9 protein-coding genes are annotated in these 13,238 nt (G+C 68.9%); 2 read left to right on the top strand and 7 right to left on the bottom strand.

The window, feature by feature from the left end:
* Window positions 1-3,042: 3,042 nt before the first annotated feature.
* The 5 genes from ACIQU4_RS07385 to casA are packed head-to-tail and all read right to left on the bottom strand — an operon-like array spanning window position 3,043 to window position 7,972.
* Window positions 3,043-3,822, bottom strand: a complete 780-nt coding sequence (locus ACIQU4_RS07385; protein WP_403727022.1) for a type I-E CRISPR-associated protein Cas6/Cse3/CasE — start codon at window positions 3,820-3,822, stop codon at window positions 3,043-3,045.
* Entirely contained in the window at window positions 3,819-4,565 is a 747-nt protein-coding gene (gene cas5e, locus ACIQU4_RS07380; protein WP_403727020.1) for a type I-E CRISPR-associated protein Cas5/CasD, read from the bottom strand. The genes ACIQU4_RS07385 and cas5e overlap by 4 nt, the downstream gene beginning before the upstream one ends.
* A complete protein-coding gene (locus ACIQU4_RS07375; RefSeq protein ID WP_403727019.1) occupies window positions 4,562-5,863 on the bottom strand; it encodes a type I-E CRISPR-associated protein Cas7/Cse4/CasC in 1,302 nt (433 codons plus the stop codon). Before ACIQU4_RS07375 ends, cas5e begins: the two co-directional genes overlap by 4 nt.
* Window positions 5,860-6,492 (bottom strand): type I-E CRISPR-associated protein Cse2/CasB, encoded by a 633-nt coding sequence (casB, locus tag ACIQU4_RS07370; RefSeq protein WP_403727017.1) that lies wholly within the window; start codon window positions 6,490-6,492, stop codon window positions 5,860-5,862. The genes ACIQU4_RS07375 and casB overlap by 4 nt, the downstream gene beginning before the upstream one ends.
* Window positions 6,493-6,541: 49 nt before the next feature.
* Window positions 6,542-7,972 carry a type I-E CRISPR-associated protein Cse1/CasA gene (gene casA, locus ACIQU4_RS07365; RefSeq protein ID WP_403727015.1) on the bottom strand — a complete coding sequence of 477 codons (1,431 nt, stop codon included), beginning with the start codon at window positions 7,970-7,972 and terminating at the stop codon, window positions 6,542-6,544.
* Window positions 7,973-8,706: 734 nt separating this feature from the next.
* Between casA and ACIQU4_RS07360 the strand changes: the two genes are divergently transcribed.
* Together ACIQU4_RS07360 and ACIQU4_RS07355 are read left to right on the top strand one after the other, a co-directional pair.
* The gene (locus ACIQU4_RS07360; RefSeq protein WP_403727014.1) at window positions 8,707-9,957 is read left to right on the top strand and encodes a hypothetical protein; all 1,251 of its coding nucleotides are present in this window, start codon (window positions 8,707-8,709) and stop codon (window positions 9,955-9,957) included.
* A gap of 358 nt (window positions 9,958-10,315) precedes the next feature.
* On the top strand, window positions 10,316-11,173 hold the full coding sequence (locus ACIQU4_RS07355) for a hypothetical protein (RefSeq protein WP_403727012.1): 858 nt from the start codon (window positions 10,316-10,318) through the stop codon (window positions 11,171-11,173).
* Here the strand turns inward: ACIQU4_RS07355 and ACIQU4_RS07350 are convergent.
* Entirely contained in the window at window positions 11,164-12,009 is an 846-nt protein-coding gene (locus ACIQU4_RS07350) for an aldo/keto reductase (protein ID WP_403727011.1), read from the bottom strand. The genes ACIQU4_RS07355 and ACIQU4_RS07350 overlap by 10 nt on opposite strands.
* Window positions 11,943-13,154 carry a JmjC domain-containing protein gene (locus tag ACIQU4_RS07345; RefSeq protein ID WP_403727010.1) on the bottom strand — a complete coding sequence of 404 codons (1,212 nt, stop codon included), beginning with the start codon at window positions 13,152-13,154 and terminating at the stop codon, window positions 11,943-11,945. The genes ACIQU4_RS07350 and ACIQU4_RS07345 overlap by 67 nt, the downstream gene beginning before the upstream one ends.
* Between the last annotated feature and the right edge of the window lie 84 nt (window positions 13,155-13,238).

Genomic DNA, 13,238 nt, shown 5'->3' with positions numbered 1-13,238 from the left:
GAGGAGCAGACTGCTCGTCGCCGGGGCGGCGCTGGCGGGTGATCGGTTCAGCTACGCGTGGGCGGAGCAGACCTCGGCCTGTCGGGCGTGAAGATGTACGCCTCCGGTTCAGCTCCGCGTGGGCGGAGCAGACCGGTGCGTCATCAGCGCGAGAATCTGCTGCGTCGGTTTAGCTCCGCCTGGGCGAAGCGGACAGCTGCATCAACGGCCCGGCCGCGTCCTTGTGCGGTTCAGCTCCACGTGGGCGAAGCAGACAGGCACCGGGCCGGGCGAGGCCTGGACTGGATCCGTTCAGCTCCGCGTGGGCGGAGCAGACGCCACAAGGTCGTCCAGATACCGGGCGAGGGCCGGTTCAGCTCTGCGTGGGCGGAGCAGATGCCAGCCTCCTCGCACGAGCCGGCCGGGTCCGCGGTTCAGCTCCGCGTGGGTGGAGCAGACCAGCTCTATCAGTTCCGGTGGCACGTCGAGCCCGGTTCAGCTCCACGTGGGCGGAGCAGACAGCACTCCCGCTCCCTCGGCGCGGCAGGTGATCGGTTCAGCTCCGCGGGGGCGGAGCAGACGAGAGCACGAGGGGGAACTCGTACTCGATGCCTGGTTCAGCTCCGCGTGGGCGGCGCAGACCCATCCCGCAAGTGGGACAGCACCACGTACTACGGTTCAGTTCCGCGTGGGCGGAGCAGACAACGGCCGCGGCGCGATCGTCTCCCTGGAGAACGGTTCAGCTCCGCGTGGGCGGCGCAGACATCGCGTCCAATCCGCCGATGACGGTGCCGGTCGGTTCAGCTCCGCATGGGCAAAGCAGACCGGGTTTGGCCGTGGCGGGTCAGCAGGCGTCCCGGTTCAGCTCCGCGTGGGCGCGGAGCAGACCCTTACCGGGTCCCCGTGGCTGATGTCCGTGTCGGATCAGCTCCGGGTGGGCGGAGCAGACATCACCAAGCAGAGCGCGGACGCTACCGGAAACGGTTCAGCTCCGCATGGGCGGAGCAGACGTCTCTCAAGGCCGGGTCAGCCAGATCCTCAGCGGTTCAGCTCCGCGTGGGGCGGAGCAGACGCCTTCAAGCCCACGGACCTCCTCGACCAGACCGGTTCAGCTCCGCGTGGGCGCAGCAGACCAGTTGTTTGGTTGGGGCCGAGATGCTGGTGACGGTTCAGCTCCGCGTGGGCGGAGCAGACGCGAAGCCAAGGTGCTGGAGTCCACGAGTCACCGGCTCAGCTCCGCGTGGGCGGAGCAGACGTCTACGCGGCCAGCGGGCCCTCGCCGCTGGACGGTTCAGCTCCGCGTGGGCGGAGCAGACCTCTGCGTCCCCTGCATGGCCATCGGCGGCGTCGGTTCAGCTCCGCGGGGGCGGAGCGGACTGTTCGCGCGCGGCCTTCTGCCAGTCGCGTACCGGTTCAGCTCCGCGGGGGCGGAGCGGACATCCTCACCGGCTCCCGGAAGGGAAACGGCATCGGTCCAGCTCCGCGTGGGCGGAGCGGACTTCGCCTGCTCGGAGGGCAGTGTCTTCAGTTCCGGTTCAGCTCCGCGTGGACGGAACAGACGACGGGTCGCCCGCGCCGCCCCACTGGTACGGCGGTTCAGCTCCGCGTGGGCGGAGCAGACGACAGTCGGTACATGGTCGCGGCCGAGATGTACGGTTCAGCTCCGTGCGGGCGGAACAAACGCGGTCCACGAGTCCGCGCACGCCGTCCTGGCCGGTTCAGCTCCGCGTGGGCGGAGCAGACCAGATCAAGGCGTACACCGTCCACCGCATCCGCGGTTCAGCTCCGCGTGGGCGGAGCAGACCGGATGATCTGGGACGACGCCAACGTGCGGATCGGTTCAGCTCCGCGTGGGCAGAGCAGACCGCCGGACGCCCAGGCGAGAGAAGCCTGACGACGGTTCAGCTCCGCGTGGGCGGAGCAGACGCCACGACGTCGTCCAGATACCGGGCGAGGGCCGGTTCAGCTCCGCGTAGGCAGATCAGACGTCCTCAGCAACCAGCATCCGCTGGAGTTGTACAGTTCAGCTCCGCGTGGGCCGAGCAGACATGCCGTCCGTGCACCTGCGGGTGTAGACGTGTGGTTGAGCTCTGCGTGTGCAGAGCAAACGGCCAACACCAAGCCGCTCCCCGGGTCCTCGCCGGTTCAGCTCCGCGTAGGTGGAGCAGACGGCATCAAGGCTGAACGCTGCTCCTCTGGAACGGTACAGCTCCACGTGGGCGAAGCAGACACACCGTCCGTCGCCTACACGGTCCAGCTCGGCGGTTCAGCTCCGCGTGGGCGGAGCAGACCCCGCCTCGCGCGCACCGTAGAGGACTGCGTTCGGTTCAGCTCCGCTTGGGCGGAGCAGACACCCTCATCGTCGCGGCCACCGATCCGGTCTACGGTTCAGCTCCGTGTGGGCGGAGCGGACGAAGCAGTGCCGGCCAAGTAGACCGCTTCTGCCGGTTCAGCTCCGCGTGGGCGGAGCAGACTCGGAGACCCGCCAGGACGCCGTACGGAGCCGCGGTTCGACTCCGCGTGGGCGGAGAGGACATTAAGCCGGTCATCGGGTACGAGGTGCTGCACGGTTCAGCTCCGCGAGGGCGGAGCGGACCTGAGCGCGCCGTTCGATCCCGATGCCAAGCTCGGTTCAGCTCCGCGTGGGCGGAGCGGACGCCATGCTCGCCGCCCTCGCTGACCTGACCGGCGGTTCAGCTCCGCGTGGGCGGAGCAGACCACCGACTCTTCAACGCGGGCAAGGGCAAGGACGGTTCAGCTCCGCGTGGGCGGAGCGGACGTTTTGGGGTCGTTCGAAAGCTGGAGCAGCATCGGTTCAGCTCCGCGTGGGCGGAGCGGACCCGGATACGTCCCCCGGCCCGGATCCGGGCCGCGGTTCAGCTCCGCGTGGGCGGAGCGGACCATTCGACGGAGATCTCCGGTCCGTCGAGGTACCGTTCAGCTCCGCGTGGGCGGATCGGACGACCGGCTCACCAGCGCGGACGGCCAGCTCACCCGTTCAGCTCCGCGTGGGCGGATCGGACACTTCGTGACCTGCGGCATTCTATTGACTTTGCTGTCTATTTACTCCTTGTGGGGCGCGAGGGAGAGGAGGCCTAGTCCGTACGCGCGCCCTTTGCCGATGCCGTTGGTGACGGCGGTGCAGACAGCGTCAGAGTTCGTGATGGTGGCGATGCCGTCGAGGGCGACCGCGGTGAGGGTGACCGTGGGGGCGTCGCTGCGGCGGGCGGTGATCCGGGGCAGGGGGGAGTCGATAACGAGGTCGATGTGGAGGCCGTGGGTCTCGGCGGTCCTCGTCCACCAGGCGGCGATGGTGTCGCTGGTGACGGGCAGGGTGATTCCGCGGCGCTTGGCGGCCTGGCGGGCAGCTCGCGCGAGGAACTCCTCCCGCAGTCGTGCCGCTGCCGCGAATGTCTGGCCGGCCTTCACGGCCGATTCCGCGCGCCGATCTGCTTCCTGGTGGAGGAGCTGGGGGTCACGGGTGGTCGTGACGGGGTTGGCGTGGATCCGGTAGCGGACGGTGCGGCCGGCGGCGATCCAGTCGAGGACGGGTGTGGCGTCGCGCTGGGCGGGGGCGGATTGGGCGTAGCCGTCGGGGAGTCGGTCCAGATGGATGGGGACGGTCGCCTGGACGAGGAGACTGGCGCCGTCGGGGCCGAGGTCGAGGCGGTGGAGGAGGTTGGCGTCGCTTCGGGCCGTGGGGTTGCCGTCCTCGCGGTCGATGAGGTTCATGACGGTGCGGTGCATCTGGCCCGGGTCACGGACGTCGCGGTGGACGTCCCGCGAGGCGGGGTTGAGAGGGATGCGGGCGAGGGCGAGGCGGGTGCTGGTGGTGGCGGTCATCGGGTGGCCTCCTGGGCGAGGGTGGGGAGGCCGAGGTGGTCGGCCATGGTGGTGAGCCAGGCGGTGCCGAGGCCGCCGTTGGGAGCCGGGATGGTGCGGTGCTGTTCCCATATCCGGCGGGTGGTGAAGGTCCGGCGCTGGCCGGGGACGGGCTGGTCGTTGTGCTGGGTGGTGGCGGGCCGGCCGGGGGCCGGCGGGGTGTCGTAGGTGAAGGTGACGGGTCCGGCGGCAGTGGCAGGCCGGTGGAGGGGGATGCGGTCGAGGTCGTCGACGGCGGTTGTGCTGCGGGTCAGCAGGATGGGCGTGTCGGGCAGGCAGGAGCGGCGTCCTAGGTGTGGGGTCCACACGGGGTTGTTCAGGGCGTGTTCGGCCGTGTCGAGAACGGTGGTGGGTCCGGTGACGGCGAGGGTGAACGCGGCGTCGGCGAGGTAGTAGCGGGTGGAGATGACGGGTGCGTCGCGGGTTCCGCCGTCGGCGGTGGTGAGGCCGAACGCAGGGTCGTGGTTGCCGCCTGCGGTGTGGAAGTCGGAGAGGATCTGGCCGAGCCGGTCGATGCGGATGGTGTAGCGCAGCTGGTCGAGATCAGTGTTGTCTGCGTCGCGTTCCCGGCCGAGGCAGCAGGCGATCAGTCCGGTGAGGGCGGAGCGGGTGGGCTGGCGGTAGGTGGGGCAGATGTTCGACTGTGCGGGGGCGCCCCATGCCTGGAGCGGGCCGGACAGGTGCAGGATCAGGCCGTCGCTCATGCCGGGGTCTTGTCGAGGGTGGCGAGGGTGGTGGCGACGAGCTCGTCGAAGCTGTCGGAGCGTTCGCCGAGGTGGGTGAACGTCTGGTCGGCGAGTGTGAGGTGGGTGTGGCCGGTGAGGCGGCTGGTGCCCAGGAAGCGGTGGTGGGCGCCGGCGTGTGCGTCGAGGCGGGCCATGCTGGCGGTCAGGTAGCCGCCGGTCGCGGTGGCCGGGACGGGTTCCTCGAACGCGCCGGCGAGGTTGACGGGCCGGTCGGTGCGTACCGCGGCGTACACGAGGTGGGGCACGGTGTGGGGGGCGGTGCCGGAGACCTTGCCGACGTTGCGGGGGGCGCAGGCCGCACGGAGGAATGCCTCTACGGTGTCGCGGGCGGTGGCGTGGTCGCCTTCGAGGTTGCTGCGGAGTTTGGTGACGTTGAGGGTGGAGTAGCGGTAGAACGTGGCGCTGTTGAAGCGCTGTTCGCCCATGTGGCCGGCGCCGGAGGCTTCGCCGAGTTCTTTGATGATGTCGTCGACTGCGGTGAAGCTGTCGATCTGGGTGGTGATCGCGTGGGTGGACAGGGCGTGGGCGGTCTGGATGGCGGATTCGACGGTGGAGCCCGGCTCGTTGGCGAGCATCCTGCCGTAGGCGGCAACGATGGCGTTGCGGGTGCGGAGGATGGTCAGGACGCTGTTGGGGGTGAGGAATCCGGTCTTCTTGTCGGTGGCCTTCTTGACTTGATCCGTGAGGATCTTCATGCGGCCCTGGTCCTCGGCCGGCTCGCCGTCCTCCCCGTCGGCGGTCTCGGCCTCGTCGGGCTTGGCCGCGGTCTTCGATGCCTTCGTCTTCCTCGCCGCTTCCTTGTCCAGCCCGGCGTGCGCGGCGGCGATGTACGGGGCGAAGTCGTCCCGGCGGGCATCGACGAGGTCGGCAAGCTCGGTGATCGCGGCCGACGGGAGGAGAAGCAGGGCGTTGGTTCCCCCTCCGTCGGTGATGCCGAACCCCTTGACCTGGCATGACAGGAGCAGCATCTGCACGGCGGTCAGGGCGTCCTGGCGGTCCCATCCCCGGTCGGTGAGCTGCTTGACGGCCTCCAGGGTGGTGGCGCGGGTGCGATAGGCCGTGACGCCGAGCATCTCCTGGGCGGCCTGACGATGGTGGTACTTCTGATGTTGGGAGGATTCGCGGCCGCGGAGCACGCCGCCGTACACGGCGGACTTCGGTGAGCCGTTGCGGTCGCGGTTGGCCGACGCATACGGCGTCGACTGGATCTGGATGAGGTCCAGGTAGATGGCGGACGGCAGGCTGATGCGGGTCACGGGGTGTTCTCCTCGTTGCTGCTGGAGTTGTGGAAGGCGCGGGCCCAGTCGAGACGGACCTGAGCGGGCTGGCTGGGCCAGCGCAGGAAATCGGCCAGGAGCAGGGTCCAGGTGACGGGGACGCTGGCGGAGCGCAGCCGGGCGACCACGGCAGGGGTCTCGCGCAGCAGGGTGGTCTGGTCGAGCTCGGCGAGGTAGGCGAGGGTTCCGGTCGCGTTGTCGCGGGTCATCACGCTGCGGTGTGCGGCGACGGCGAAGGACCAGCCGAGGTTGTGCCAGGGCTTGAAGGGTGCCGGGGGTAGCGGCGGTTGGGTGGTGGCCGTCCGGGGGTTGGGGGCGTCGTGGATGGCATAGAGGGCAGCGACGAGAAGGTGCGGGATCTCTGCGGCTGCCGTGGCGGGAGGCCGGTATCCCGCAGCCATGAGGTGGTTGTAGAGGGGCCAGCGGGATTGGCCGGCGTCGCCGGTGGGGTGTTCCAGGTCGGCGAGGACGATGTTCAGGCCGCGGCGCAGGTCAGCGCGGCCTGCGGGGGTTGAGCAGGCCGTACGGACGACGTGCAGGAACGAGCTGCGGCTCTCACGCCGTCCAGCGTCGGGGCCGGAGTCGGGGGTGGACATGATGGTGGTCAACGAAGCTCCCTTACTGCTGGGCGCCGCCGGCGCCACCGGATACAGGAGGTCAGGCGATACGTCCGGCGCGGGGCGTGAGCCCGATACGCAGCCACTTGCGGTGCTCGGCGATCGCCAGGAAACCGTCGCTGCTGGTCGCCATGTCGGCGGTCACCTCGTCGTAGACGTCCACCGTCATCGTGGCTAGCGGCTGCGCGGGGTCGGTGACGTCACGGACCGCGTTCCAGAACACGCCGTCGGCAAGGTCCCAGAACCGGGTGCGGGCCGACTCCACCCACGGGGCTTCCTTCGCCTTCGGGTCGATCTTCCGCCAGGCGCCGCGCAGCTGCTTGACCAAGTGCTGCTCGGCCTTCTCGCAGTCCTGTCGGCCGACCGCGACGATCCGGGCCCGCTGCGGGTTCAGCGCGGGCAGGCAGGCCGCCAGGGCCTCCGGAGTCGTGGCGCTGTAGGCGATCGAGTCGCCCATCTCCCGCTTGTCCTGGTCGTAGCCGATCGCACGGACCCGGACGGACCCGATGCCTGTGAGGGCGCTCGGCGGCAACTGCGCGTAGACGCCGATCCATGCGGGCCTATGGATGCCAGGGGCGGCTTTCACGGACGGGTCGCTGGCGGCGATCAGTGCGTCGAAGTCCCGGAGCAGGCCCCGCCGGTGACTGCCCCGAACGGGGCCACCCTTCTCCCGGTCCAGGACGAACGGGTCACGCACCGCAGGCAGATCACTGACCGCGCCCCAGGCCACCCAACACTCCGACACCATGCTGTCGGTGACCTTGACCAGGACGTGGTGCGCGGACCGGCCGGCGAGGAGGCTGACCGGCCCGGCCGGGACCGGAGGCTGCAACGGGTCGGCCGGCCCGGCAGCCTCCCACTCGGCGAGGTCCTCCCCGTCGCCGGTCGGCCACGCAGACGGGGGTGGGCAGGACAGGAGCGCGGAGAGGAACAGGTTGCGGCACTCCGGGAAGTAGGAGACCACCCCCCGGTATGGGCCCGCCTTCATGCTCTTCGTGTTCTTCCCGCCATGGGTACGTTGCGCGCCCGTTCCGCAGGGCCCGTACCCGCGCCACAGCAAGATCCCCTCGAAAGCGGTGAGCGGGTCCATCGGGGTGTCCTGCGGGGTGTGGTCCCACCACAGGGCGTTGTTCCCTGCGGCCCGGTCGAAGTGGATCTTTGCGGGAGCGGCGGACTTCGAGCACTCGGCGGCGAGCACCGGGTGCTGCAAGAACGGGCGGACAGGGTCTTCGAGGTCGAAGACGTGGCGGGCGAAGTACGCCTGGACCGCGTCCGGGTCGAGCCGCCCCGCCTCCAGCAGTTCATCGAAGCGGTCCTCCCACTCCTCCTCCACCCCCCGGTCCAGGCCCCCGATCCGGGCGACGACCGCGGCCATCAGGCGGCGGAGTGCGCCCTCCGCCCCGGCGTTCACCGGCACGTACCCGTCCAGAAGGTGCAGGCCTGCAACGGTTACGGGCAGTACCTCCGTCACGCACTCCCCCGGTGCTGCGCCAGAAAATGCCCGAGCGGTCTCGTCCGGATCGGCATCTGATCGAATCTGCACTCGTAACAGCGGGAACCGGGCACGTTCAGCATCCGCCACGCCTTGCCCCTCATTTCTTGACGGGAGTTCAATTACATGTACTCATATGTCAGTTCATTGCACTACTGGTCGGGCAGTGGAGACGCTAAAGGGTTGCGTGGTAGTAATCCAAGCCGTGGCCAGAGGCGTACACACACGTCGAAGCTCCCTCGCAGACCACCCTAGGGACGGGGTCTGACAACGCCGCAGCGATCGGCGGTCGGACAGCCAGCCAGGGGCGCACCGGCCGCGCCCACGGTCAGCTCGCAGTACGTTGCGCGCGCCGGCCCGCTCGGCCCCTCCGCCCACGCTGGGCTGTACCGGCCGCCTCGAGGGGCCGCGAGCGCACCACGCACAGGTAGGTGCCGACGAGTCAAGCAGCGAAATGCCCGCCACCTCGGAGTCCCGCACGAGATCGCAGGTCTGCGAGGCCGCCGACTCTTGAGAGCAAAGTCCACCCCCGGGCACGTCCCGAGCGTGCTGTCATAGCCGCGTGCGAGGGTTGCCCACGAAGTCCACCCGGGAGAGCAACTTTGGGGTGCGCCCCAACGATCTGCCACTGGGATGGCGATCGAACGAAGGCCACACACGTTGATCACGCGTACGTAGGCAACCACCACGAGCCAGGCACCCTGGGGGGGAATGTGGCAGACGTGAACGTCGACAGCCTTCGCGGGAGGGATCTCGCGGAGTGCATCGTGACGACCTACGGCTTCTCGGTCTACCCCGTGCAATCAGACGGGACGCCCCTCCAGAACTGCGAGACGTGTCGTTCCAGAAGCGTGCGATATAGATCCGGTTCGTTGTCATGCACGGCCTGTGTCCAGGGGTTTGGGGAGGCTCCTGAGCTGGTCAAGCACTTTGTGTCCGCCGAGACAATGTGGTGCCACGGCTCTCACTCGGCCACGGCCAGGCCTGACAGGGTCAAGGACTTCTGGCCCACCGACGCGCCCCCGGCGGTCGCCCTTGCCCCCTCCGGGCTGCGAGTTGTCAGGGTGTCGCCGCAGATGGAGGAGCCGGACCTGTCCGGGATCATCGACTACGCAGGCATGGAAAGGACTCTGGTCCTAAGACACTCCGACGGGACAAGATCCATGATCTACATGGGGTACGGTCCAGCGACGACCTCGGGACCGACCGCGTCCTACTTACAGCTGATGCACACCTGTTCGGCATTCTTATGGGATGGAAGGATCGTCGCCGACTATCCCGTCTCGCACATGCAAAAGAGCATCTACGGGTCCCTGCAAGAGTGCGACAGTCTCCTCGGTCCGTGTAGCTGTTCTGTCGACTACGACGACAGGAATCAGTACCGGTACAGCTGGCAGCACTGCCCCCAGTCGCCGGACACCCATCCAGGGATCACAAACTGCCGAGGCAGCGCACAGGTGACGGGCGACGTTCCCCGATTCGAGCTAGAGGCCGACTTAGTCGACTGGCTTGTCCGACAGCTCTCCCCCTTCTTCGAGATTCAGCGCCAGGTCTCAGGTAAGTCCATTCACGGGAAGACCGTCCGCCTGGACCTTCTCCTGACTCCGCGTGACACGACGGGCTGGAAGAAGACCGATGTGGTCTTCGGACTGGAGGTGAAGCAGCCGAGCAGTGATCCGGCGAAGCTGATAGCCCAGGCCATCGACTACTCCAACTCGACCTGGACCGGGCACGGGCGAATCCCGATCCTGATGTACCCACTCGCATCCGAGTTCCGGAACGAACCGAGCTTCATGCGCTTCCTGCGGACCCTGGCCGCGGAGTTCATGGTTGGGGAGCTGTCGCGCGACAACGCGTTGGGCTGGACCATCACCATGGGAGGCGCTCCGGTCTGGCACGCCGCCAGGGGGCCAGCGGAGGTGGGCAGGACCAGCCTGTTCAGGATGAGGGATGGGCACCGATGAGGTCACGGGCACGGCAGCCGGCGCTCTACATCATCGCGCCGATGTGCTGCGACGCCTGCTCGAAGCCGGCGGGCCGGGGAGCTCGGCGTTGACCGTCCACAGCATCCTGGACCGGATCCCAGACCACGGCTGGGGCATGCACGGCAGCGCCCAAGAGGTCACCGAGCGCGGCGACCTCCTGGGCCGAGCGACCGCGGTACCCGAAGATCACGGCCGCCCTCACCCAGGTGCCCCCTACGGGCAAGCGGGCGTTAGGAAGTAGTGGGCATCAGCTGACCCTGAGCGCAGCGCACGCAACGACTCCCGCCCTAGGCCCGGCCTCTTCTGCTACGGTCGTTCGTTCGCCGAGGAGGTCGCGATGACTGGATCCCTGCCCGTTGCTGCCCAGGTGGATCTACGCCGCCAGCCAGTGGAACACGTGCTGGAGCGCGTGGAGAAGGCCCTCCATCTGCAATTGGATCGGCAGGCACTGGTACGCAAGCGTCGTTCCTTGGGCGGCCGTACGGAGCGGGGTACATGGGTGCGTATCGAGCGGCGGGGGTTCGAGCGGATCGGCCCGCAGGGCTGGAACGGGACCGAGGCCGCCGCCGTACTCCAAGGCGTCGCGATGCCCGAGTGGTACCAGGGCCTGGCGTGGCGCGAGCCGGGCGAGCCGGTGATGTGGCGCGCGGACGAGCTGGAGCTGATTCCATCGCCGTCTGTCGGCAAGGGTGCCCTGGTGCTCGAAGACCCGGGCCTGCCGGATGCGTGGTGGGAGGCGCTGAACGCTTCGCTGGACGCGCTTGCCTCACAGCAGACACCGCGGATCGCGACGCCGGACACGGTGACGATCACGCAGGAGCAGGTGACCCAGACCCTCGGGGCGGTCTTCCCCGGGGTGGCCGATACGCAGATCGAGCGGTGGGCGCCAGCTCATGCAGATCTGACGTGGGCCAACGTGATGGGACCGGAGTTCTCCCTCATCGACTGGGAGGACTGGGGCATGGCGCCCCGGGGCCTGGACGCCGCAACACTGTGGGGCAACGCGCTTGCCGTCCCGGGGCTCGCGGACCGCGTCCACCAGGAGCTGCGTGCGGACTTGGAGAGCCGGGACGGCAAGCTGATGTCGCTGTTCTTCCTGTCGAAAATCGTCGGACCCCACGCGTACGAGGAGGACCCTCTGCTTGAACCGGCCCGGAAGGAGGCCGAGCGCCTGGTAGCCGAGCTTCAGCTCTGACGGTGTCCATGGAGGGTGCGGAGGTACTGGCTGACGGCGGAGGTGTCCACCTCGGCTGCCAGGGCCTGGACCAACTGGGCCAGGTGCCCCGGGTTGTCGGTTCCGACCGCCATCGCGGTAGCGCTGGGCAGGTGGAACGCGGTCCGGAACGCCGCCTGTATGCGGGAAAGGTCCCCGTGAGGCGGTCGCAGGAACGGCCGAGGGTCGAACTCCTCCCACACCCTCCTGTGGCCGCCACCGAAGGGGCTCATGCCCCAGGTCTCGCCCGCCTTCCAGGCTGTGCGCAGGACGCTTGTGGCGTCGAGCAGGTCGATGCCCACGAGGAACCCGGCCCGGACCATCAGGACGTCCGGAGACGGCAGGTCGTCCACCTGGACCATGCCGAGCGGCCGGGTATCCCAGGAGGCCACACCCCAGGCGCGGCACAGACCGTCGCGGGCGGCGTCGGCCAGGGCGGTGCAGGCATTGCCGAGGAGGGCGTGGCCATCGGCAGTGGACAGGCCCGCGAGGCTCCGTTCGGGGTTGTGGAGGAGCACGGTGTCAGGTTCCCTGCCGAGCTCCTGGGCCGCTCGCTCGACGGCCAGTCGCAGCCGGACCGGATCGAGGGAGTGCTCAGCGCCTCCGGCGCTCGGGAAGACGCCCACCTTCGTGGAGAGGTCGAACTTCGGCAGCAGATCGGCGGCCGTCTCGGCGAGCACTGCGTGCGAGCGGAAGCCGAGGTAGGGAGCCGCCGTATCCAGGGCGGTGACGCCGAGGTTGAGTGCGGCCGTCAGGATGTCGCGGTGGTGACGAGATCGGTGTAGGCCGAGGACAAGGCGGTGGTCAGCTCCGTGCACAGTTCCTCCTTCAGCAGGATCTCGGCGAGCTGTTCCACGTCCACGCCGGTCTTCTCGGCGGCGTCTGCGATGTCGACGGGGTGGCCGCTCAGCAGCAGGGCGAGGGCGGGGTACGCCTTGCCGGCGAACGTGAGTTTCTTGCCCGCGGCGAGTACGTCCACGGTGTCGTGGTGCTGCTCGATCACGGGCTCGAAGTCGGTGACGCACACGACGGCCCCGGGCTTGCCGAACAGGCCGGCGGCCGGGACGTGCCGGGCGGCCAGGCGTTCCCGCTCGCGGGCATCGAAGAAGTCCTGCGGAGTCAGCTTCGTAGCCATCTCGGCGACGGCGTCGGCCAGGAGCCGCTGCTGTCCCTCCCACTGGCCGGGGGAGTTCCAACGGCCCAGGTCGTACCGGAACAGCTCCTGTGTGCGGGCCTGGTCGGCGAGCCAGGCCAGCCAGTTCACGCCGACGCGCTTCACGATGCCGAAGGTGGCGTGCAGGCTGTAGCCGTCGCCCTGGTCGTCGCGGGTGGCCTGGTGCCAGAAGCCGCGCGGGATGTGCATCACGTCGCCGGGCTCCATGACGCCCTGCCACACGATTTCCTCGCTGGGCTCGGCGTTGGGGGCGGAGTCGCGGTACATCGGAACCTTGCGCGAGGTGCCGCGGACTTCCCAGCTCTTGCGGCCGGCGAGCTGGACGATCAGGGTGTCGTGGTCGTCCCAGTGGAGCTTGAAGCCGCTGGCGTCCTGGGTGGTCAGGTAGGCGTTCACCTGCACCAGCTCGCGGGCCCACCACTGGAGCGCACGGCAGGTGGCTTCCATGGCCGGGTCGAAGAAGTCGACCTCGTCCAAGACCATGGTGCAACCCTCGCGCATCAGCCCGCCGACGCGGCGCATGTCGGCCATGGGGATGGCCTGTCCCCGCCGGGTGACGGAGGGCTGGATGTAGCGGCCGGGGTGCAGTTCGGCCCCGTCCTGGAAGATGCGGAACTGGGGCGTGGTGACGCTGCGGCGCATCACCAGGTCCAGCAACTTCCTGGGGTTGAGCAAGCGATCGAGCAGATCAAGGTCCTCGATCGTTCCCCGGGCGAAACCGGCCCCGAGTTCACCGGGCCCGTCCCAGCCGAGGGCTTTCTCCAGTGCGGTGACGAAGTGGTGGTCCACGTGTTCCTCCGGTCGGCGTCATGGCGGTGAAGGCCGGGGGCCCGCCGTGGATGGCGGGCCCCCGGGTGGTGCTGTGGCGTACTG

This window comes from Streptomyces sp. NPDC090741 (assembly GCF_044769045.1).
GTDB lineage: Bacteria > Actinomycetota > Actinomycetes > Streptomycetales > Streptomycetaceae > Streptomyces.
This window is presented reverse-complemented; position numbering and strand designations above follow the sequence as displayed.